Below are 20,127 nucleotides of genomic sequence, written 5' to 3'. Positions count from 1 at the left end.
ATGGAGCGCTAAGCATAATGAATTTACAAGAACTGGAATATACGCGGATTGAACTGCGCCGCGCGCTGGCGGATTTATCAGGATCGACAAAAGGACAGCTGCAGGCGTTCAGTGAGCATCCACCAGCAGATAAGAATAAATACCCTCGGCACCATCCTGAAATCGTCATGGAGGGTGGGGAAGGTTGTGGATCGAAGGTTGTAAAAACTCTGGCTACTCCGCTTTATGTTCTTGAGACAAGGAGCCGTCGCCGACCTTTACCGCCTATTAAGGATGCGGAGTTCGCTTGTTCAGCATGGCGTCGTTCGGTCAATGGTCTTGGGGAGCATTTGCAGGCATGGGTGCGGTACTGCTATGGGCATGACCTTGCTTTCCGGTACCAGAGGTTAATGTGCCAGCACGTATGGGAAGAGTTTCAGCGTCAGCATAGCGGCAAAAAAATCCAGGACCGTGTCACTAAAAAACTGGTAGGGCTTGTCTGGCTGGCGGCGCAAGAAGTTGCTGCCTCGCGTAATAACGATACCTATCAGGAGTATGCTGGTGCAGCTCTGGCGCGCATGGTCAGCGTTGAGCGTTCCACCTGGCTCAGAGTGTATTCAGGCCACTGGGCGGCTTTCAAAGCGTCGTTTACTGATATGGATAGCCAGGCACTAAGCGAAATTTTGTCACGGTACGAAGAGTACCAAGAACTGAAAGTGGCGGAAATGTGAGGTAACTTTCACTAACTCCCTCAATTAGGCTTGCAAAATGCAACAAAATAAGCGATATTTGAAGCTAATTTGATATCTTGCCAAAAGTATATAAACCCGCCACTGAGCGGGTTTTTGTATTTTTAAAAAAGACCGATAGCGCCACCGGCTATGGCCGTAATAAGTGGATGCTCGGCCAACTTGCGCAGCAGCCCCTTTGCTTCTTCCTTTTGCTCGGTAGTAGCCTGGGAACTATTGATGAGATTGTTCAAGGTCTCGATGCTAGTGGTAATCTCTTGGCGGTTATGATTTCCGATCTGAACATGACCACCATGAATATTGATTTGCTGTGATGAAAAGGCAGGGACTGTTTTTTTAGGACCGACCTTAAGCTGAAAGTGAGGGCCAAATCCACCAATACCATGGTCATAGAAGTTAGCTTTGTGAATTTCTTTATGCTCTTCTTTTCCATTGGGCAAGATACGCATGACAGTATCACCATCTTCGATATCTGCCATTGGGTCATTCACAATGACCGTATCACCAGCAAACTTAGCTTTGTAGGGACCAAGTTTTGCCCCGTCTGATTTTAAAATGTACGCATCATCTTTAGCTGATAACATTTTTCCTCCATTGAATGTTTAAGCCAGCAATAACTGGCAATTAACATTTATCGCTAAGGAAGGTGCGAACAAGTCCCTGATATGAGATCATGTTTGTCATCTGGAGCCATGGAACAGGGTTCATCATGAGTCATCAACTTACCTTCGCCGACAGTGAATTCAGCAGTAAGCGCCGTCAGACCAGAAAAGAGATTTTCTTGTCCCGCATGGAGCAGATTCTGCCATGGCAAAACATGGTGGAAGTCATCGAGCCGTTTTACCCCAAGGCTGGTAATGGCCGGCGACCTTATCCGCTGGAAACCATGCTACGCATTCACTGCATGCAGCATTGGTACAACCTGAGCGATGGCGCGATGGAAGATGCTCTGTACGAAATCGCCTCCATGCGTCTGTTTGCCCGGTTATCCCTGGATAGCGCCTTGCCGGACCGCACCACCATCATGAATTTCCGCCACCTGCTGGAGCAGCATCAACTGGCCCGCCAATTGTTCAAGACCATCAATCGCTGGCTGGCCGAAGCAGGCGTCATGATGACTCAAGGCACCTTGGTCGATGCCACCATCATTGAGGCACCCAGCTCGACCAAGAACAAAGAGCAGCAACGCGATCCGGAGATGCATCAGACCAAGAAAGGCAATCAGTGGCACTTTGGCATGAAGGCCCACATTGGTGTCGATGCCAAGAGTGGCCTGACCCACAGCCTAGTCACCACCGCGGCCAACGAGCATGACCTCAATCAGCTGGGTAATCTGCTGCATGGAGAGGAGCAATTTGTCTCAGCCGATGCCGGCTACCAAGGGGCGCCACAGCGCGAGGAGCTGGCCGAGGTGGATGTGGACTGGCTGATCGCCGAGCGCCCCGGCAAGGTAAGAACCTTGAAACAGCATCCACGCAAGAACAAAACGGCCATCAACATCGAATACATGAAAGCCAGCATCCGGGCCAAGGTGGAGCACCCATTTCGCATCATCAAGCGACAGTTCGGCTTCGTGAAAGCCAGATACAAGGGGTTGCTGAAAAACGATAACCAACTGGCGATGTTATTCACGCTGGCCAACCTGTTTCGGGCGGACCAAATGATACGTCAGTGGGAGAGATCTCACTAAAAACTGGGGATAACACCTTAAATGGCGAAGAAACGGTCTAAATAGGCTGATTCAAGGCATTTACGGGAGAAAAAATCGGCTCAAACATGAAGAAATGAAATGACTGAGTCAGCCGAGAAGAATTTCCCCGCTTATTCGCACCTTCCCTAAACCTATACGGATGTAAGAGACGCCGATCAATAAATTAGGATATATGCAAGGAAACGAAAAAAAGCTGGTGGTAAGAGTTATCAGTGATTCTGATCTGTTTTATTAAACGCCTCCGGACTGGAGGGAATCTGCTGTGGAAATGGGCGGCTGGAGGGTGTTGTAGCACCCGGCCAGCCATCAGCTCATGCTTTCAGGTCACAAGCTAACCAAGGCCCATTGCTTTAGCGCAAAAGCAAAGAGAGCCTATCAGAGTTACGCTTATTGATCTATGAAAAATACTGTAAATATAAACAGTGTTGAGTTAGTCAACGCTGATAGCCTGCAATACATCGCCACTCTCCCTGATAACTCCATTGACCTGATAGTCACGGATCCCCCGTACTTCAAAGTGAAACCCAACGGCTGGGACAATCAATGGAAAGGGGATGAGGATTATCTTCGCTGGCTTGATATGTGCCTCGCACAATTCTGGCGAGTGCTTAAACCTGCTGGCAGTCTTTATCTTTTCTCCGGTCACCGCCTGGCGGCAGACATTGAGATCATGATGCGTGAGCGGTTCAACATCCTGAACCACATCATCTGGGCTAAACCGTCGGGTCGCTGGAATGGCTGTAATAAAGAGAGCCTGCGCTCTTACTTCCCTGCAACAGAGCGCATCCTGTTCGCTGAGCATTACCAGGGGCCGTATAAACCAAAGAGCGACGGGTATGCTGAGAAGGGAAGCGAGCTGAAGCAGCATGTAATGACTCCCCTAATTTCTTATTTCCGGGATGCACGTGAAGCGCTTGGCATAACCTCAAAACAAATAGCCGATGCGACTGGAAAGAAGAACATGGTGTCTCACTGGTTCAGCGGTAGCCAGTGGCAATTACCGAATGAATCAGACTACCGGAAGCTTCAGTCCCTTTTCACGCAGGTAGCCATCGAAAAGCACCAGAACGGCGAACTGGCAACACCACACCACCAGCTGGTGGCTATGTGGCATTCGTTGAATCGCAAATATTCAGAGCTGCTCGAAGAGTACAAATCACTTCGGCGGCATTTCTCTGTTTCCGTATCCGTTCCTTATACCGACGTCTGGACACATAAACCCGTTCAGTTTTACCCAGGTAAACACCCATGCGAAAAACCCGCTGATATGTTGCGGCAGATCATCAGCGCCAGCAGTAAGCCTGGTGATGTGGTGGCTGATTTCTTCATGGGGTCCGGTTCGACCGTGAAAGTCGCGCTGGAACTTGGCCGCCAGGCTATTGGCGTTGAACTCGAAGAGGAAAGGTTTAATCAGACGTTGGGGGAAATACGGGCGTTGGCAGGGGAATAAACGTGAGGTCGCGATAGCGGCCTTTTTTATTACCTCAATAACACCCGCACACAGCGAGGTGAGAGACCATGAAAATGAATGATTCAGGGAACATCTTCACGCAGTTCTTTGCGTGGGTAGCAGCTCTGGCTTCTGCCATTGGATTTACCACTCAGGATCTGGTGTTCATGTTCTTTGGCGCTGCTGGTTTGCTTATCTCGCTTGCCTCCTACATCAACGGGCGTGTAGATGCACACCGCAGGCGTAAAGAGGATGAGAAGCGAACAAAAATGGTCAATGACTACCTGAAAGGCGTTGGTGACAAACCGCTTCACGAACGTCCTGCAGCTGCAAGCGTGGTCGTTGAGGCATTACAAAAGGAAGGTGAGTGATGGGAACCAGAGCAAAATTGAGTGCTGCTGTTCTGGGGCTGGTACTCGCTGGTGCGCCAGCATCCGTCATTCTCGATCAGTTTCTGAATGAGAAAGAGGGTAACAGCCTCACGGCGTACAAAGATGGCGGTGGTATCTGGACGATTTGCCGCGGCGCCACGATGGTTGATGGTAAACCGGTTGTGCAGGGCATGAAATTGACACAGGCCAAATGCAATCAGGTGAACGCCATTGAACGCAATAAGGCTCTGGCGTGGGTTAACCGCAATATCACGGTACCGCTTACCGAACCGCAGAAGGCCGGGATCGCATCTTTCTGCCCGTACAACATCGGGCCGGGTAAGTGCTTCCCTTCCACGTTCTACAAGCGCATCAATGCCGGTGACCGCCACGGGGCATGCGAGGCGATTCGCTGGTGGATTAGGGACGGTGGACGTGATTGCCGTCTGACTAAAGGCCAGAAGAATGGCTGTTATGGGCAGGTCGAGCGGCGCGATCAGGAAAGTGCGCTGGCGTGCTGGGGCTGGATCAATGAAAATTAATCCGGGTCTTATCGGCGTTATCGTTATTGCTGGCCTTTCGGTCGCACTCGTTAAGAGTTGCTCCGACGCCAGTAGCCTTCAGAGCGATAACGATGTTCTGCGAAGTGACAACTCTCTGCAGGGGCAGGTGATCGCCACCCAGGCATTCAACTTCAATCGATTCAATCAGGTTGCTGAACATGCCAACAGGCTTAACTCCCTGATCGACACCAGCACCGAAGAAACCGTAATCGAATACCGGGAGATTCTTCGCCGTGAAAAAACCTGTGATCTGCCTGTTCCTGCTGACATTGCTGGTGGGCTGCTCGAATACGCGTACCGTTTACGTTCCAGCGCAATGCACGCCGATACCATCGGACCTGACACAGCCGATGATCGTGCCGCTGCCACCAGCTCAATGACATACTGTCAAGCTGTTCTGTGGATTAAGCCATTGTTGTCTGTTATTGAGAAGGGTAATAATAACTTTAGAGGAATAAGAGAAATTGAAGGGGAAAGAGTACAAAACTCTATCCCCTAATAAGTATGACGCGTAATTTATTCTCGCTCGAGGATGAAAAGTAAACCAATATTAAATAGTTAGCGGGGCATGAGATAAAATTTCACTAACCTCTTCAGCACTCAGTTCCCATTGGCGATCTAAGGCATTAATTTTTTTACATGCCTCGATCAGTGCATTGTAATGATGCACTGTATGTGAATGGGTATTATTAAGAGGGAGATTTTGTTCAGGGAAGCGATCAATTTTCTGGAATGCTTCGATGATACCTTCGTATACATATTCGTTGTTTCCATCGAAGCCAGGTAGTTGAATATTGTCATCAATAATATTCAGGCGGTGTTTCTTCTTCAGCTCAGCTTGCTCTGTTAAGCTAAGCAAACGGTAAGATTTAGAAAGCCCTCTATATGCATACAATAATTCGACTACAAAATCGCGCTCTGCTTTTTCAGAACCTTCGGAGAATGCGCCTGAGTATTTTGCGTCAAGTATCCAATCTTGACCGGAAGTAATCGCATATTTGACGATTTCCGGATCAAGGTCAGTATCGATGCCAAGATGAATGGCGATGTCGCAAAGTAATACTGTATTGATTTTATTTTTAATATCCATGAGTTACCTCTCTAAGTGAAATGTTATTTTTACTCGTGTTTTGCTAATGAGTCCATGGGCATTCTCACACAAATCAATAATTTTGGCATGGGATAGGTCAACCTGAAGTATTGCACTTGGGCAAGAACTATGGGCTCATCAGGGAGGAGATTGACGCTCTCCAAAATGGTTACTCAGAGCTCAGCGGGTCCTTTCCGGTTATCTGACATGTTACGGGGCGGCGACCTCGCAGGTTCTCGCTATTTATGAAAATTTTCAGGATTTTGCCTTTTCCGTTCTTCTTCTTGCTAAGTATCTGTCTTTACTGGGTATAACCCACCACAAGAAAGGAAGTGTTAAAGCCCGGTAGTAGTCATTTTACCCGGCATAGTTTCCTTACGCTGTGTTTCGCCTGGAGTTCGTCATGGAGGTCAATAAAAAACGCCTTTCAGAGATTTTTGGTGTCAGCATCCGCACGATCCAGAACTGGCAGGATCAGGGAATGCCAGTTGCGCGCGGTGGTGGAAAAGGTAATGAAGTGCTTTATGACTCTGCCGCCGTAATCGAATGGTATTCCGCCCGTGACGCAGCGATAGAAAACGAAAAGCTGCGCAAAGAGGTTGAACAGCTGAGAGTTGATTCAGAATCAGACCTTGTGCCTGGCACGATTGATTATGAGCGCCATAGGCTTACCCGAGCCCAGGCTGATGCTCAGGAACTAAAAAATGCAAAAGAGTCCGCTGAGGTGGTGGAGACCGCATTCTGCACGTTCGTGCTGTCGCGGATAGCCGGAGAAATTGCCAGTATCCTTGATGGAATACCTCTGTCGGTTCAGCGGCGCTTTCCGGAACTGGAAAATCGACATATTGATTTCCTCAAGAAGGACATCATAAAAGCCATGAACAAAGCAGCTGCGCTGGATGAAATGATACCGGGGTTGCTGAGTGAATATATCGAACAGTCAGGTTAAGGGGCTACAGCACTCCGCGCGCTCGGGGCTCCGTTCGTTGTACCGGCCAGAGCCGCAAACGGCGGTAGAGTGGGCAGACGAAAATTATTACCTCCCGAAAGAGTCTGCTTATCAGGAAGGGCGCTGGGAAACGCTGCCGTTTCAGCGTGCGATAATGAATGCGATGGGTAATGACTATATCCGCGAGGTCAATGTCGTTAAGTCTGCCCGAGTAGGCTATTCAAAAATGCTGCTCGGCGTGTATGCGTATTTCATCCAGCATAAACAGCGTAACTCGCTTATCTGGTTACCTACCGACGGTGATGCAGAAAACTTCATGAAATCCCACGTCGAACCGACAATCAGGGACATCCCCTCACTGCTGGCGCTGGCGCCCTGGTACGGTAAAAAGCACCGGGACAACACGTTGAGTATGAAACGTTTCTCGAATGGGCGAGGTTTCTGGTGCCTCGGTGGTAAAGCTGCAAAAAACTACCGTGAAAAATCTGTTGATGTGGCGGGTTATGACGAGCTGGCGGCATTTGACGAGGATATCGAGAAAGAGGGCTCTCCAACGTTCCTGGGGGATAAACGTATTGAAGGGTCGGTCTGGCCTAAATCGATACGAGGATCCACACCCAAAATTAAAGGGACATGCCAGATTGAACGTGCCGCCAAGGAGTCGGAGCATTTCTTGCGCTTCTATGTTCCCTGCCCACATTGTGGGGAGGAGCAGTTCCTTAAATTCGGCGATAAAGAGACGCCATTCGGGTTCAAATGGACGCCGGGCGATCCTGCCAGCGTTATATATCTGTGTGAACACAATGCCTGCGTAATTAAACAGCAGGAGCTCGATTTTTCGCAGGCGCGGTACATCTGTGATGAAACCGGGATCTGGACGCGCGACGGACTTTGCTGGTTTTCATCATCGGGTGCCGAAATTGATCCGCCTGACAGCGTAACCTTTCACATCTGGACGGCCTATAGCCCCTTCACAACCTGGGTGCAAATCGTCAAGGACTGGATCAAGACCAAAGGGGACACGGGAAAGCGTAAGACGTTCGTCAACACAACGCTTGGTGAAACGTGGGAGCCTAAAATTGGTGAGCGTCCTGATGCTGAGGTGATGGCCGAACGCATTGAGCACTTCGGTGCCAGGGTGCCGGAGCGCGTGGCCTATCTTACTGCCGGTATTGACTCCCAGCTTGACCGTTACGAAATGCGTGTTTGGGGCTGGGGGCCTGGCGAGGAAAGCTGGCTTATCGACAAAATTATCATTATGGGTCGCCATGATGATGAATCCACGCTTCTCAGGCTGGACGAGGCGATCAACAAAACCTATCCGAGGCCTAACGGCGTTGAGATGCTTATTTCCCGCATCTGCTGGGATATCGGCGGCATAGACCCAACGATTGTTTATAACCGCTCGAAAAAGCATGGTCTGTTTCGTGTCATTCCTGTTAAAGGCGCATCTGTTTACGGCAAGCCCGTGGCGAATATGCCTCGCAAGCGTAACAAGAATGGCGTTTATCTCACTGAGGTAGGAACAGACACCGCGAAAGAGCAGATTTATAACCGTTTCACGCTGGTGGCAGAAGGCGACGAGCCGCTGGCGGGTGCGGTTCACTTCCCTAATAACCCTGAAATATATGATTTAGCTGAGGCTCAGCAGCTTACGGCTGAAGAGCAGGTTGAGAAGTGGGTAGACGGGAAGAAAAAAATCGTCTGGGACAGTAAAAAACGACGAAATGAGGCGCTTGACTGTTTTGTCTATGCCCTCGCAGCTCTGCGGATAAGTATCTCCCGCTGGCAACTGGATCTGGATTCTCTTCTGGCCAGCTTACGGGAAGAAGACACTGGCCGTAAAAATAACAAATCTCTGGCGGATTATGCCAGGGCGTTAGCGGGAGATGAATAATGGCAACACAGGCTGAACTGGATGCCGCGCGCGCAGCTTTACATGATCTGATGATGGGAAAACGGGTTGCGACGGTACAGAAAGACGGTCGAAGGGTGGAATTTACGGCGACGTCAGTCAGCGATCTGAAAAAGTACATTGCCGATCTAGAGTCACAGGTCGGTACCACTTCACGACGCCGCGGGCCGGCAAGGTTCTACGCATGAAAATTCCTTCTTTAGTTGGCCCCGACGGGAAAACCTCCCTGAGGGAATATGCAGGCTATCACGCCGGTGGCGGCGGATTCGGTGGGCAGCTGAATGCCTGGAATCCCCAGAGTGAAAGTGCTGACGCCGCACTTCTGCCGAACTTCGCCCGGGGGAATGCCCGTGCTGATGATCTGGTCCGAAACAATGGTTATGCGGCAAACGCCGTGCAGTTGCACCAGGATCACATCGTCGGGTCTTTTTTTAGACTGAGTTACTGCCCGAGCTGGCGATATCTCGGCATTAAAGAAGAGGAAAGCCGAGCGTTTGCCAGGGAGGTGGAGGCCGCCTGGTATGAATATGCGGAGGATGACTTTTGCGGGATTGATGCCGAGCGCAAGCGAACCTTTACCATGATGATCCGCGAAGGTGTCGCGACGCACGCTTTTAACGGTGAGTTGTGCGTTCAGCCCACCTGGGACAGTGATTCATCGCGACTTTTTCGCACGCAATTTAAAATGGTTAGTCCAAAACGCGTGAGTAATCCCGGTAATACAGGTGACACGCGTAACTGTCGCGCGGGTGTCAAAATCAGTGATAGCGGCGCAGCGCTGGGGTACTACGTCAGCGAAGACAGCTATCCTGGCTGGATGTCGCAAAAATGGACCTATATACCACGGGAACTGCCGGGCGGAAGGCCATCATTCATCCATATTTTTGAACCGCTTGAGGATGGACAGACCCGCGGCGCAAACGTGTTTTACAGCGTGATGGAGCAGATGAAAATGCTCGACACCCTGCAAAATACTCAGCTCCAGAGCGCGATAGTGAAGGCCATGTATGCGGCCACCATCGAAAGTGAGCTTGATACCGATACGGCGATGGACTTTATCCTCGGCGCGGATAGCAAGCAGCAAAATAAGTTGACGGGCTGGCTGGGCGAAATGGCATCTTATTACGCCGCGGCGCCGGTTCGCCTCGGTGGCGCGAAAGTGCCTCATCTTTTGCCGGGCGATTCACTGAACCTTCAGTCAGCGCAGGATACCGATAACGGTTATTCCACCTTTGAACAATCCCTTCTGCGCTATATCTCGGCTGGTCTTGGTGTGTCGTATGAGCAACTTTCACGCAACTACTCTCAGATGAGCTATTCGACAGCGCGCGCCAGCGCCAATGAATCCTGGGCGTTCTTTATGGGGCGTCGGAAGTTTGTCGCGGCCCGGCAGGCCTGTCAGATGTTCGTCTGCTGGCTCGAAGAGGCGATTGCGCGCCGGGTTGTCACGCTCCCATCCAAAGCCAGGTTTAGCTTCCAGGAGGCGAGAACCGCATGGGGTAACGCCAACTGGATTGGCTCGGGGCGCATGGCTATTGATGGGCTGAAGGAGGTGCAGGAGGCCGTAATGCTGATCGAGGCCGGTCTCAGCACATATGAGAAGGAGTGTGCCAAACGCGGAGATGACTATCAGGAAATATTTTCTCAGCAGGTACGTGAAACTATGGAGCGCCGCCAGGCGGGACTTAAACCTCCGGCATGGGCGGCTGCTGCTTTCGACGCAGGGCTGAAAAAATCAAACGAGGAGGATAAAGATGACGCCAGAGCTGCGTAATCTCCCGCACATTGCCAGCATGGCCTTCAATGAGCCGCTGATGCTTGAACCCGCCTACGCGCGGGTTTTCTTTTGCGCGCTGGCAGGCCAGTTGGGTATCACCCGTCTGACGGATCCCGCTTCTGGCGTCACGCTCGGTGCGGAACAAATTGCAGAGCCGCTGGCGCTGTTTGGCGATGATGAGGAAATGGGGCCCCGGCCAGCGCGGAGCTATCAGGTAACAAACGGGATCGCGGTGCTTCCCGTTTCCGGCACGCTGGTCAGCAAAACCCGGTCACTGCAGCCTTATTCCGGTATGACGGGCTATAACGGGATCATTGCCCGCCTGCAGCAGGCAATCAGCGATCCCGGCGTGGACGGTATCCTGCTGGATATGGACACGCCGGGCGGGATGGTGTCCGGTGCTTTTGACTGTGCCGATATTATTGCCCGGATGCGGGATATCAAGCCCGTCTGGGCGCTGGCAAATGATATGAACTGCAGCGCAGGGCAGCTAATTGCCAGTTCTGCATCGCGACGGCTTGTCACGCAAACGGCCAGAACCGGCTCCATCGGCGTCATGATGGCGCACAGTAATTATGGCGCTGCGCTGAAAACTAACGGCGTTGAGGTCACGCTGATTTACAGCGGCGATCATAAAGTCGACGGCAATCCCTACGAAAAACTACCAAAGGACGTTCGCGCTGACTTTCAGACGCGTATCGATGCCACTCGTCAGATGTTTGCCGAAAAGGTTTCCGCTTATACCGGCATGTCAGTTCAGGCCGTACTGGACACCGAAGCGGCAGTCTTCTCCGGCCAGGAGTCCGTGGATAACGGTCTGGCGGATGAACTTGTTAACAATACCGATGCGCTCGGCGTGATGCGTGAAGCACTCGACAGACGCAAAAAAACAACCACTGGAGGAACTATGCCATCACCTTCTGCATCTGCAGCGACAAATCAGCCAGCTGACCAGGCAGCTACACAGACTACTGCACCGGCTGAGCAGGTCACCACCGTAGACACAACAACCGCTGCCTTAACGGCCCCGGCAGACCTCAGCGCTCAGGTTTCGGCAGCCGTAGCCGCCGAGAACGGTCGCATTATGGGAATTCTGAACTGCGAAGAGGCAAAAGGGCGCGAATCACAGGCCCGCGCGCTGGCCGAAACGCCGGGCATGACGGTCGAGAGTGCGCAGCGCATTCTGGCCGCTGCGCCGCAAAGCGCCCAGGCGCGTACCGATACTGCGCTGGATCGTTTGATGGAAACCGCACCAGGCGCTCTTTCAGCAGGGAATGCCTCTGCTGAAGCCGGCGACGATTTGTTAAACACCCCCGTTTAAGAGGCTAACATGGCAATCACCGAAGTATTTACTCATCACCAGCCGCTCGGTAACAGCGATCCGGCACACACCGCGTATGCACCGGGCGAACTGACAGCATCCACCCCGGCAATGACCCCGCTCATGCTCGATGCTACGTCTGGCAAGCTAACCGTCTGGGACGGCGAGCATGCAGGTGCAGCAACCGGCATTCTGGCGGTTACCGCTGACCAGAACAGTGCTGAACTGGCCTTCTATAAATCCGGTTCTTTCCGCATCGAAGATGTGCTCTGGCCATCTGCCGTTACCGACGAAAATATCAAGCGTAATGCGTTCGCCGGTACGGCGATCAGCATCGTTTAATCACCCTCAACTTTCATAAAAGCCGCATATGCGGCTTTTTTTACGGGAAAATTCTATGTCAGTTTACACAACAGCCCAGCTTCTGGCGGTCAATGAGAAGAAATTCAAGTTCGATCCGCTCTTCCTGCGCATCTTCTTTCGCGAAACTTATCCCTTCAGTACAGAAAAAGTCTACCTGTCGCAAATTCCGGGCATGGTCAATATGGCGCTGTACGTATCGCCGATTGTCTCCGGGAAAGTGATTCGTTCCCGTGGTGGCAGCACGTCGGAATTTACGCCGGGGTATGTGAAGCCAAAACACGAAGTGAATCCGCTGATGACCCTCCGCCGCCTGCCTGATGAAGATCCACAGAATCTGGCCGACCCTGCCTATCGCCGCCGACGCATCATTCTTCAGAACATGAAAGATGAAGAGCTTGCAATTGCGCAGGTAGAAGAAAAGCAGGCCGTTGCTGCAGTCCTCAGTGGTAAATACACCATGACCGGGGAAGCGTTTGAGCCGGTTGAAGTTGATATGGGACGCAGTGCCGGTAACAACATCACCCAGGCGGGTGCAGCTGCCTGGTCTTCTCGCGACAAAAAAACGTACGACCCGACCGATGATATTGAAGCGTACGCGCTTAACGCCAGCGGTGTGGTCAACATTATCGTCTTCGATCCAAAGGGCTGGGCGCTGTTCCGCTCCTTTGACGCGGTGAAGGAAAAGCTGGATACGCGTCGCGGTTCAAGCTCTGAGCTCGAAACCGCCGTAAAAGACCTGGGAATGGCCGTCTCATATAAGGGGATGTATGGCGACGTGGCCATCGTTGTGTACTCCGGTCAGTACATCGAGGATGACGTCAAAAAGAACTACCTGCCGGATCTGACAATGGTGCTGGGAAATACCCAGGCGCGCGGTCTGCGTACCTATGGCTGCATTCTGGATGCAGATGCACAGCGCGAAGGCATTAATGCTTCAACGCGCTATCCGAAAAACTGGGTGCAAACGGGCGACCCGGCTCGCGAGTTCACCATGATTCAGTCAGCTCCGCTGATGCTGCTGCCAGATCCGGACGCGTTCGTTTCAGTCAAGCTGGCATAACTTTCCACAGTGGCCCTGTTGGGCCACATTTCTGGAGTATTTCCCATGACAGAAAAAGAAACCCTGATCGCCCGACTGAAAGAGCTGGGCGTAAAGCTTGATCGTGAGGTCAACGTCACAGGCACCATCCAGGAGCTTACGTTACGTATTTCTGAGCTCGAAGAGGAACTCGACGAAAACGGAGAAGAGGGCGCTGAGGTGTCCGTTGCCAGCACTACTGCTGGCAGCACCTCGGGCCAGCCCGGCCCAGAGAACACCTCTGGCTCTATTACCGAGAATCCTGCGTCAAATGAGCCCGGCGAGCTGGTGGCGGTTGAGACACTGGTGACCTTGCACATTGATGCACTTCACGCCACACGCAATGAGTCCCTCTCTATTGTTGAGCCTGGTGTCGTTATTCGCGTGACCGACGCGGAGGCTGACGAACTGATTTCTCAGGGGCTGGCCCGGGAAGTCTGACAGGGGGCCTAATGGCTGATTTCGATAATCTTTTTGATGAAGCGATGGCGCGCGCGGATACCACTATACGTGGAGTGATGGGCGCAGAGGCAAGGATAACCTCTGGATCTTTATCCGGCGTCACGCTCCGCGGGGTCTTTGACGATCCAGAGAACATCGGTTTCGCAGAAGCGGGGATCAGAATTGACGGAACCAAGCCGACGTTTTTTGTGAACTCATCGGATGTAAGCGGGCTGGAACGTCTGGACACGCTGAAGGTAAACGGGCGTGAATTTTGGGTTGATCGCGTGGGCCCGGATGATTGCGGTTCCTGCCATGTATGGCTGGGTAGTGGATCACCTCCCGGCGGATCGCGGCGTCGTTAAGGAGCATTCATGTCGATAAAAGGTCTTGAGCAGGCGATTGCTAACCTGGATAGCCTGGACAGAAATATGGTTCCCAATGCCAGCGCATGGGCTGTGAACCGGGTTGCTGCTAATGGCGTCTCGGTTGCCGTCCGAAGGGTGGCGAAAGAAACGGTAGCCGGTGATAACCGCGTTTCGGGGATACCTGTAAAGCTGGTCAGACAAAGGGTGAGAATCAACAAAGCCTCGGCTTCAGGGCACTCAGCGGCCCGAATTAAGGTTAACCGGGGCAACCTTCCCGCCATCAAACTCGGTGCCGCGCAGGTCAGGGCGACGAACCGAAAAGGCCCGCTGGTTCGAAAAAGTAGCGTGCTGAGAATTGGCCGTTATGTTTTTCGCGACGCCTTTATCCAGCGCCTGGCGAACGGCCGCTGGCACGTAATGAAGCGCATTGCAGGAAAAAGTCGTTATCCCATCGACGTGGTCAAAATCCCATTGTCCGCGCCCCTCACTACTGCTTTCGAAGCAGAGAAGAAACGCATGCTTGAAGAGGAAATGCCAAAACAACTTGGCTATGCCCTCAGGCAACAACTGAGGTTGCATCTGACACGATGAAACACACTCTCATTCGCCAGAAAATTATTGATGTGCTTGAAGAGGCCATCGGGATCGACGTCATGTTTTTTGACGGGCGCCCGGCTGTCATTGAGGAGGCGGATTTTCCTGCCGTCGCGGTCTATCTGACCGATGCGGAGTATACCGGCGAAGAACTTGATGCCGATATGTGGGCGGCAACGTTACATATCGAGGTCTTCCTGTCCTCGCAGGTACCAGATTCCGAACTGGATGAATGGATGGAAAGCCATATCTATCCGGCCCTCGCTGATATTCCCGGCCTCGATTCACTGTTAACGCTCATGGTTCCACAAGGCTTCGATTACCAGCGCGATGATGCGATGGGGCTGTGGACCTCCGCCGATATGAAATATTCAATCACTTACGAAATGTGAGGAAAACATGCCAACACCAAATCCACTTGCCCCTGTAAAAGGCGCCGGTACGACGCTCTGGCTTTACACCGGAACGGGCAACGCTTTCGCTAACCCACTCTCTGATATCGACTGGAATCGCCTGGCGAAAATCAAAGAGCTGACGCCGGGCGAAATGACCGCCGAATCGTATGACGACACTTACCTCGACGACGAGGATGCCGACTGGAACGCGACGGCCCAGGGGGCAAAATCTGCTGGCGATACCTCGTTCACCCTCGCCTGGAAGCCGGGCGAAGAAGGGCAAAAAGACCTGGTCGCATGGTTTATTGATGGCTCAGTACGCTATTACAAAATCAAATACCCGAACGGTACCGTCGACGTTTTCCGCGGCTGGTGCAGCAGCCTGGGTAAAGCCATTCCGGCAAAAGAGGTCATTACCCGTACAGCGAAAATCACCAATACCGGCAAGCCGGAGCTGGCTGAAGAAAGCGGGACCCCGAATATCCCCGTGACCGGCGTTACGCTCGATAAAGCCACGGCAAGCGTGGTCGTGGGCGCAACCACAACGCTCAATGTGACGGTTAACCCTGCCAGTGCCTCAGATACCTCGTTCCGCGTGGCAACCTCCGACGGGGCAAAAGCAACGGTCACCGTTAGCGGCAACGCGATCACTGTCACCGGCGTGGCGGCAGGCACCGCTGACGTTATTGTTATGACCAGCGATGGTAATTTCGTAGCGGTCTGCAAAGTCACCGTAACTGCAGCGTAAGGAAGGACGCATGTTTCTGAAAAAAGAGAAGTTCACCTGGCAAACAGAATCCCTGACCATCTTCGAGCTGTCGGCGCTGCAGCGTATTGAGTACATCACGTTTATGGCCGCAGAGGAAAAGGCCGTCAGCGCTGACAGCGACGGCATCAGCGATCAGGAAATGACGGCCAGGCTGATTGGCTCAAATATTCGCTGCGGTGCGCGTTTGATCGCGATGTCTTTGTGGCATAACGATCCGACTGGCACGGATGTGGAAACGCTTTATCAGCAGGTGCTTAGCAGCTGGCCGCCGGAGGCGATCGGTAAAGCAGAAATGGAAATAAAGCTGCTCTCCGGCATGCTCGTTCCGGTTGATGATGACAACCTTGCCGATCCGGATGCCTCCGCGGAGGCGGAAAGCGCTGAACCCGTTACGGCGGAAAAGCCCTTGCCAGCGAGCTGAAGTTTGTCCTGAATCTGGCGCGCGAGTTCGGGCGACCCGACTGGCGCGCCATGCTGGCTGGAATGACTTCCAGTGAGCTGGGCGACTGGCACCAGTTCTACCGGGAGCATTATTTTCAGGACGCGCAGCTCGATGCGCATTTCTCAGAGCTGCTTTATTCCATCTCCACTCTTTTCTTCCGCGACCCGGAACTTACCCCCGCACATTTCAGCCTGCTTTCTCCTTCGGATGTCGTCATCAGCGATGACGAGCCGGATGATGACACGCTGATGACCGCCGCTGAGGGGATCACAGGAGGTATCCGATATGGCCCAGCAGATTAGCGATCTGGTTATTAAGCTGGATGTTGACCGCGCAACCTTCAGCGAGCAGGTCGCCCGAATCAAAGGGCAACTGACAGGAATGGCGGATGAGTCTGATAAAGTTCAGGCGCGAATGCAGCGTGCTGCGGACCGTCAGAGCGCTGCACTAAAGAGTGTGGGCGACGCTGGCGCGGCGGCCGCCGCAGATATGAAAGCCCGTCAGTCGGCCGCAACGGAAGGGCTGACAAAAGACTGGCAGAACGTTTCCAGGTCCGTTGATGAAACTCATCGCCGCGTGACCGAACTTAACCAACGCATGCGTGAGAATGACGGGCAGGCCGCAGCGCTTGCCCGCCGACAGGATGAACTGGCGGCATCATTTTTCCGCCAGATTGACGGCGTTCGCCAGCTCAATGGTGAAACACAGTCGCTTTCGAACGTGCAGGCGCGCTTTCGCGCAGCCAGGGCACAGGGCAACATAACCCAGCAGGATTATCTCGCCCTTATTTCCCGCACCACGGCCCGGCAAAAAGAGCTGCAGATTGTGGAGGAAAAATCGGCCGCAGCGCGCACGCGATTCCTCAGCCAGCTGAAGCAACAGGTTGCAGAGCAAAAGCTCTCCGGTACCGAGCTGCTGCGCATGAAGGCGGCGCAGGTCGGTGCCAGCGATGCGGCTGAGGTCTATATCCGCAAGCTTGAAGCTGCCAAAGTGGCCACGCATGGTCTGGGGCTGCAAAGTGCTGCTGCCCGGCAGGAGCTGGGTGTACTTATCGGCGAGGTCATGCGCGGTAACTTCGGTGCGCTGCGCGGCTCCGGGATCACGCTGGCGAACCGGGCAGGATGGATAGACCAGCTGCTGTCGCTGCGCGGCCTGGGGATCGCCGGCCTGGTTGGTGGGATTGCCGCGGCGGTATTCGGGCTGGGTAAGGCCTGGTATGACGGCAGCAAAGAGTCTGAGGAATTTAACAGGCAGCTGATCCTGACCGGGAACTACGCGGGGAAAACGTCAGGGCAGCTTCAGGCGCTGGCGCGCTCGCTGGCCGGTAATGGCATCACGCAGCATGCCGCTGCAGGCGTGCTGGCGCAGGTCGTTGGCAGCGGCGCGTTCAGCGGTAATGACGTCAGCATGGTCAGCAATGTTGCCGCCAGGCTGCAGCAGGCTACCGGGCAGGCCGTTGACGAAACCATAAATCAGTTTAAACGCCTGAAGGATGATCCGGTTAACGCGGTCGCTACGCTCAACGATTCCCTTCACTTTCTGACGGCCACCCAGTATGAACAGATAGCTTCTGCTCAGGCGCTGGGGGATTCGCAGAAAGCTGCCGAGCTGGCCATGCGGGCATATTCCGACGCGGTCATTCAGCGCGCCGGGGCGGTCGAGGATAATCTTGGCTCCCTCGAAAAAGCCTGGAACTGGGTGAAGAATGCCGCCTCCGGCGCATGGGATGCGATGCTTGGCATAGGGCGTAATCCTGACTCCGCGATGAAGCGCCAGGACTCTTTTGCTGAATGGCAGGCAGCAGAGAAAGAGTACCGCGCGCTGTCCCGCAATCTTAAAGTCGACCCGGATTATGCCGGTAACAACGTTCTGCAGAAAGCGGATGCGGAAAGGCTGAGAAACGCGCGCCAGCAGGTGGAGCTGAAAAAGCAGGCTTACGATCTTGCCGATCAGCAATATGCCCAGGAAGGGCTGGCAGCCGCGCGGGAAAAAATGCGGACGGACCAGCAGGCTCAGGCAATCCGCAACCAGCAGCAGTTTAATCAGCTGGTGGAGTCCGGCGCGACGGCGGCAGAAAAGCGGGCTTCAGCAGAGAAAAAGCTGAGTCAGCTTATTGAGAAAAACCGCCAGGATGCGAAAGACGGTGTCGCCACGCTGTGGACTGAAAAGGACATTGCCGCTGCCCGCGCCGGGATTGAAAAGCAGTGGAAGGATCCAAAAACGCCGAAAGGCAAAAGCTACTCAACGCCCGCCGGGGATAAAGCCGAGGAAAAGGCGCAGGCCGAACTTCTCACCCTTCAGTCCCAGCTTAAAACGCTTGAGCAGCATACCAGCGTGAACGACGTCATAAGCAAACAGCGTCAGGATCTCTGGCAGACTGAAAATCAGTTCACCGTTCTGCAGGAGGCCGCGGGGCGTCGTCAGCTTACAGCGCAGGAAAAATCCCTGCTGGCGCACAAGGAAGAAACGCTCGAGTACAAGCGGCAGCTGGCCGATCTGGGCGATAAGGTTGCCAGCCAGCAAAAACTCAACCAGCTGGCCGATCAGGCCGTGAAGTTTGAGCAGCAGCAAAAAGCCGCCAGGGCGGGCCTGCAGGCTCAGTCTGAGGGGGTATCCACCCGGGAAGCCGGGCGACAAACAACTCTGCAGCGTCTCAGCGAAAGCTATTCGTACAACCCTCAGGCGCAGCAAAAGGTTCTCGAAGAGCAAAGGGCGACGTTCGAGGCTGAAGATGCCCTGCGCGCAAACTGGCTGGCCGGTGCGAAACAGGGCTGGGCCGAATATCAGGATTCAGCGACAAACGTTTTCAGCTCTGTTCAGCAGATTTCGCAGGCTACGTTCAGCGGGCTGGCGGGCCAGCTTACCAGCCTGACGACAACCGGGAAGGCGAGCTTCCGGGACTTCACCAGCTCGATCCTTAAAATGATAGTGTCCGTTATCAACCAGCTGCTGGTGGCTTACACCATCCAGAGCGCAATGGGCTGGGTTAGCGGCGGGGCGAAAACCTCCTCTGCAGGTCAGTCATTCGCGGTCCCGTCATACCGGCCACAGGGTTTTGACGTGGGCGGTTTTACCGGGCACGGCGGCAAGTACGAGCCAGCCGGTATCGTTCACCGCGGGGAATTCGTCTTCACCAAAGAATCAACCAGCCGCATCGGCGTGGCTAATCTCTATCGCCTGATGCGCGGGTATGCCTCGGGTGGTCTGGTCGGCGGCGGGAGCGCAGCCGGTGCTGGCATGGGCGGGATCAGTGTTTATGCCCCAGTCAGCATCAGCCAGCAGGGGAGTGACGGGAGCATAAATCAGGCGAACGCCACGGGGACGGCGAAACAGCTGCAGGCGATTGTTCAGCAGACAATCACCGAGCGACTGAAAAAAGAAATGTCCGCAGGCGGCGTGCTTTATTCGAGGAGGACTCCGTGACAGACACGTTTACCTGGCGCACCAGAAAAACAGCGCAGGGAACTGAAACAGCCCGAACGCTGCAGGCCCAGTTCGGGGATGGCTACAAACAGATAGCAGGGATGGGGATCAACGACAAACAGGAAACTTGGAACCTGGACTGGACGGGCACCAGACAGGAGGCGGCTGCGCTGCGCGCTTTTCTGATGTCTCACGTTACTAAATCGTTCTGGTGGACCACGCCATGGGGTGAAAAAAAGCTGTTCAGAATGAAAGCCGATTCGTTCAGCGTTTCTTTCCCTACCGGGAAAAAAGCCACTGTGGCCTTCACTTTTGAACAGGCGTTCGCGCCCTGATTTTCTCGACAAACACTGAAAGCTGCCTCCGGGCGGCTTTTTTT

At 53.5% G+C, this 20,127-nt stretch carries 24 protein-coding genes; 22 read left to right on the top strand and 2 right to left on the bottom strand.

Features of this window, described 5'->3' with window-relative positions; all coding sequences use genetic code 11:
* The first annotated feature begins 17 nt into the window (after window positions 1-17).
* A complete protein-coding gene (locus ACJ69_RS11405; RefSeq protein ID WP_048993917.1) occupies window positions 18-710 on the top strand; it encodes a bacteriophage antitermination protein Q in 693 nt (230 codons plus the stop codon).
* A gap of 122 nt (window positions 711-832) precedes the next feature.
* Here the strand turns inward: ACJ69_RS11405 and ACJ69_RS11400 are convergent, their stop codons facing one another.
* A complete protein-coding gene (locus tag ACJ69_RS11400; protein WP_048993919.1) occupies window positions 833-1,312 on the bottom strand; it encodes a hypothetical protein in 480 nt (159 codons plus the stop codon).
* Window positions 1,313-1,437: 125 nt separating this feature from the next.
* Between ACJ69_RS11400 and ACJ69_RS11395 the strand changes: the two genes are divergently transcribed.
* The 5 genes from ACJ69_RS11395 to ACJ69_RS11375 all read left to right on the top strand — a co-directional run bounded on the left by ACJ69_RS11395 (window position 1,438) and on the right by ACJ69_RS11375 (window position 5,322).
* Window positions 1,438-2,418 carry an IS5-like element IS5 family transposase gene (locus ACJ69_RS11395; RefSeq protein WP_000019402.1) on the top strand — a complete coding sequence of 327 codons (981 nt, stop codon included), beginning with the start codon at window positions 1,438-1,440 and terminating at the stop codon, window positions 2,416-2,418.
* 418 nt (window positions 2,419-2,836) lie between these two features.
* Window positions 2,837-3,889, top strand: a complete 1,053-nt coding sequence (locus tag ACJ69_RS11390; RefSeq protein WP_054830177.1) for a DNA methyltransferase — start codon at window positions 2,837-2,839, stop codon at window positions 3,887-3,889.
* Window positions 3,890-3,957: 68 nt separating this feature from the next.
* Window positions 3,958-4,260: a hypothetical protein gene (locus ACJ69_RS11385; protein WP_048338962.1), complete on the top strand. Its 303-nt coding sequence runs from the start codon at window positions 3,958-3,960 to the stop codon at window positions 4,258-4,260.
* On the top strand, window positions 4,260-4,802 hold the full coding sequence (locus ACJ69_RS11380) for a lysozyme (protein WP_059347070.1): 543 nt from the start codon (window positions 4,260-4,262) through the stop codon (window positions 4,800-4,802). The genes ACJ69_RS11385 and ACJ69_RS11380 overlap by 1 nt, the downstream gene beginning before the upstream one ends.
* A complete protein-coding gene (locus tag ACJ69_RS11375; RefSeq protein ID WP_059347069.1) occupies window positions 4,792-5,322 on the top strand; it encodes a hypothetical protein in 531 nt (176 codons plus the stop codon). The genes ACJ69_RS11380 and ACJ69_RS11375 overlap by 11 nt, the downstream gene beginning before the upstream one ends.
* Before the next feature lie 51 nt (window positions 5,323-5,373).
* On the opposite strand, the gene ACJ69_RS11370 is transcribed toward ACJ69_RS11375, so the two are convergent.
* Window positions 5,374-5,913, bottom strand: coding sequence for a YfbU family protein (locus ACJ69_RS11370; protein WP_046886056.1), 540 nt, complete (start codon window positions 5,911-5,913; stop codon window positions 5,374-5,376).
* A 403-nt stretch (window positions 5,914-6,316) separates the two neighbouring features.
* On the opposite strand from ACJ69_RS11370, the gene ACJ69_RS11365 reads away from it, so the two are divergent.
* Genes ACJ69_RS11365 through ACJ69_RS11290 form a run of 16 tightly spaced genes read left to right on the top strand, consistent with a single transcriptional unit; the run spans window position 6,317 to window position 20,083 of the window.
* Window positions 6,317-6,862: a terminase small subunit gene (locus ACJ69_RS11365; RefSeq protein WP_023292740.1), complete on the top strand. Its 546-nt coding sequence runs from the start codon at window positions 6,317-6,319 to the stop codon at window positions 6,860-6,862.
* Window positions 6,837-8,759 carry a phage terminase large subunit family protein gene (locus ACJ69_RS11360; RefSeq protein WP_059347068.1) on the top strand — a complete coding sequence of 641 codons (1,923 nt, stop codon included), beginning with the start codon at window positions 6,837-6,839 and terminating at the stop codon, window positions 8,757-8,759. Before ACJ69_RS11365 ends, ACJ69_RS11360 begins: the two co-directional genes overlap by 26 nt.
* Window positions 8,759-8,965: a phage head-tail joining protein gene (locus ACJ69_RS11355; RefSeq protein ID WP_023292738.1), complete on the top strand. Its 207-nt coding sequence runs from the start codon at window positions 8,759-8,761 to the stop codon at window positions 8,963-8,965. Before ACJ69_RS11360 ends, ACJ69_RS11355 begins: the two co-directional genes overlap by 1 nt.
* Window positions 8,962-10,551: a phage portal protein gene (locus ACJ69_RS11350; RefSeq protein ID WP_059347067.1), complete on the top strand. Its 1,590-nt coding sequence runs from the start codon at window positions 8,962-8,964 to the stop codon at window positions 10,549-10,551. Before ACJ69_RS11355 ends, ACJ69_RS11350 begins: the two co-directional genes overlap by 4 nt.
* On the top strand, window positions 10,532-11,875 hold the full coding sequence (locus ACJ69_RS11345) for a S49 family peptidase (RefSeq protein WP_059347066.1): 1,344 nt from the start codon (window positions 10,532-10,534) through the stop codon (window positions 11,873-11,875). The genes ACJ69_RS11350 and ACJ69_RS11345 overlap by 20 nt, the downstream gene beginning before the upstream one ends.
* A 9-nt stretch (window positions 11,876-11,884) precedes the next feature.
* Entirely contained in the window at window positions 11,885-12,217 is a 333-nt protein-coding gene (locus tag ACJ69_RS11340; protein WP_039025130.1) for a head decoration protein, read from the top strand.
* 55 nt (window positions 12,218-12,272) lie between these two features.
* On the top strand, window positions 12,273-13,298 hold the full coding sequence (locus tag ACJ69_RS11335) for a major capsid protein (RefSeq protein WP_023292734.1): 1,026 nt from the start codon (window positions 12,273-12,275) through the stop codon (window positions 13,296-13,298).
* Between the two features lie 45 nt (window positions 13,299-13,343).
* Complete coding sequence (gene gpFI / locus ACJ69_RS11330; protein WP_054830176.1) at window positions 13,344-13,757, top strand: DNA-packaging protein FI; 414 nt, start codon at window positions 13,344-13,346, stop codon at window positions 13,755-13,757.
* A gap of 11 nt (window positions 13,758-13,768) precedes the next feature.
* Window positions 13,769-14,122 (top strand): head-tail joining protein, encoded by a 354-nt coding sequence (locus ACJ69_RS11325; RefSeq protein WP_048029717.1) that lies wholly within the window; start codon window positions 13,769-13,771, stop codon window positions 14,120-14,122.
* Window positions 14,123-14,131: 9 nt separating this feature from the next.
* Window positions 14,132-14,716: a phage tail protein gene (locus tag ACJ69_RS11320; protein WP_023292731.1), complete on the top strand. Its 585-nt coding sequence runs from the start codon at window positions 14,132-14,134 to the stop codon at window positions 14,714-14,716.
* Window positions 14,713-15,111 (top strand): phage minor tail U family protein, encoded by a 399-nt coding sequence (locus tag ACJ69_RS11315; protein ID WP_054830175.1) that lies wholly within the window; start codon window positions 14,713-14,715, stop codon window positions 15,109-15,111. Before ACJ69_RS11320 ends, ACJ69_RS11315 begins: the two co-directional genes overlap by 4 nt.
* 7 nt (window positions 15,112-15,118) lie before the next feature.
* Window positions 15,119-15,862, top strand: coding sequence for a phage tail protein (locus ACJ69_RS11310; protein ID WP_023292730.1), 744 nt, complete (start codon window positions 15,119-15,121; stop codon window positions 15,860-15,862).
* A gap of 10 nt (window positions 15,863-15,872) precedes the next feature.
* Entirely contained in the window at window positions 15,873-16,304 is a 432-nt protein-coding gene (gene gpG / locus ACJ69_RS11305) for a phage tail assembly chaperone G (RefSeq protein WP_059347065.1), read from the top strand.
* A 50-nt stretch (window positions 16,305-16,354) separates the two neighbouring features.
* The gene (locus ACJ69_RS11300) at window positions 16,355-16,627 is read left to right on the top strand and encodes a phage tail assembly protein T (protein ID WP_023292728.1); all 273 of its coding nucleotides are present in this window, start codon (window positions 16,355-16,357) and stop codon (window positions 16,625-16,627) included.
* Window positions 16,611-19,748, top strand: coding sequence for a phage tail tape measure protein (locus ACJ69_RS11295; protein WP_059347064.1), 3,138 nt, complete (start codon window positions 16,611-16,613; stop codon window positions 19,746-19,748). Before ACJ69_RS11300 ends, ACJ69_RS11295 begins: the two co-directional genes overlap by 17 nt.
* Entirely contained in the window at window positions 19,745-20,083 is a 339-nt protein-coding gene (locus tag ACJ69_RS11290) for a phage tail protein (RefSeq protein ID WP_001704112.1), read from the top strand. Before ACJ69_RS11295 ends, ACJ69_RS11290 begins: the two co-directional genes overlap by 4 nt.
* Window positions 20,084-20,127: the final 44 nt, after the last annotated feature.

The sequence above is a fragment of the Enterobacter asburiae genome (assembly GCF_001521715.1).
Classification (GTDB): Bacteria; Pseudomonadota; Gammaproteobacteria; order Enterobacterales; family Enterobacteriaceae; genus Enterobacter; species Enterobacter asburiae.
Note: the sequence above shows the minus strand (reverse complement) of the source record. Positions and strands in the feature narration are given on the sequence as shown.

Coding starts and splice junctions, on each gene's coding strand:
- ACJ69_RS11405 (WP_048993917.1), top strand. CDS start 18: ATGAATTTACAAGAACTGGAATATACGCGGATTGAACTGCGCCGCGCG.
- ACJ69_RS11400 (WP_048993919.1), bottom strand. CDS start 1,312: ATGTTATCAGCTAAAGATGATGCGTACATTTTAAAATCAGACGGGGCA.
- ACJ69_RS11395 (WP_000019402.1), top strand. CDS start 1,438: ATGAGTCATCAACTTACCTTCGCCGACAGTGAATTCAGCAGTAAGCGC.
- ACJ69_RS11390 (WP_054830177.1), top strand. CDS start 2,837: ATGAAAAATACTGTAAATATAAACAGTGTTGAGTTAGTCAACGCTGAT.
- ACJ69_RS11385 (WP_048338962.1), top strand. CDS start 3,958: ATGAAAATGAATGATTCAGGGAACATCTTCACGCAGTTCTTTGCGTGG.
- ACJ69_RS11380 (WP_059347070.1), top strand. CDS start 4,260: ATGGGAACCAGAGCAAAATTGAGTGCTGCTGTTCTGGGGCTGGTACTC.
- ACJ69_RS11375 (WP_059347069.1), top strand. CDS start 4,792: ATGAAAATTAATCCGGGTCTTATCGGCGTTATCGTTATTGCTGGCCTT.
- ACJ69_RS11370 (WP_046886056.1), bottom strand. CDS start 5,913: ATGGATATTAAAAATAAAATCAATACAGTATTACTTTGCGACATCGCC.
- ACJ69_RS11365 (WP_023292740.1), top strand. CDS start 6,317: ATGGAGGTCAATAAAAAACGCCTTTCAGAGATTTTTGGTGTCAGCATC.
- ACJ69_RS11355 (WP_023292738.1), top strand. CDS start 8,759: ATGGCAACACAGGCTGAACTGGATGCCGCGCGCGCAGCTTTACATGAT.
- ACJ69_RS11350 (WP_059347067.1), top strand. CDS start 8,962: ATGAAAATTCCTTCTTTAGTTGGCCCCGACGGGAAAACCTCCCTGAGG.
- ACJ69_RS11345 (WP_059347066.1), top strand. CDS start 10,532: ATGACGCCAGAGCTGCGTAATCTCCCGCACATTGCCAGCATGGCCTTC.
- ACJ69_RS11340 (WP_039025130.1), top strand. CDS start 11,885: ATGGCAATCACCGAAGTATTTACTCATCACCAGCCGCTCGGTAACAGC.
- ACJ69_RS11335 (WP_023292734.1), top strand. CDS start 12,273: ATGTCAGTTTACACAACAGCCCAGCTTCTGGCGGTCAATGAGAAGAAA.
- gpFI (WP_054830176.1), top strand. CDS start 13,344: ATGACAGAAAAAGAAACCCTGATCGCCCGACTGAAAGAGCTGGGCGTA.
- ACJ69_RS11325 (WP_048029717.1), top strand. CDS start 13,769: ATGGCTGATTTCGATAATCTTTTTGATGAAGCGATGGCGCGCGCGGAT.
- ACJ69_RS11320 (WP_023292731.1), top strand. CDS start 14,132: ATGTCGATAAAAGGTCTTGAGCAGGCGATTGCTAACCTGGATAGCCTG.
- ACJ69_RS11315 (WP_054830175.1), top strand. CDS start 14,713: ATGAAACACACTCTCATTCGCCAGAAAATTATTGATGTGCTTGAAGAG.
- ACJ69_RS11310 (WP_023292730.1), top strand. CDS start 15,119: ATGCCAACACCAAATCCACTTGCCCCTGTAAAAGGCGCCGGTACGACG.
- gpG (WP_059347065.1), top strand. CDS start 15,873: ATGTTTCTGAAAAAAGAGAAGTTCACCTGGCAAACAGAATCCCTGACC.
- ACJ69_RS11300 (WP_023292728.1), top strand. CDS start 16,355: ATGCTGGCTGGAATGACTTCCAGTGAGCTGGGCGACTGGCACCAGTTC.
- ACJ69_RS11295 (WP_059347064.1), top strand. CDS start 16,611: ATGGCCCAGCAGATTAGCGATCTGGTTATTAAGCTGGATGTTGACCGC.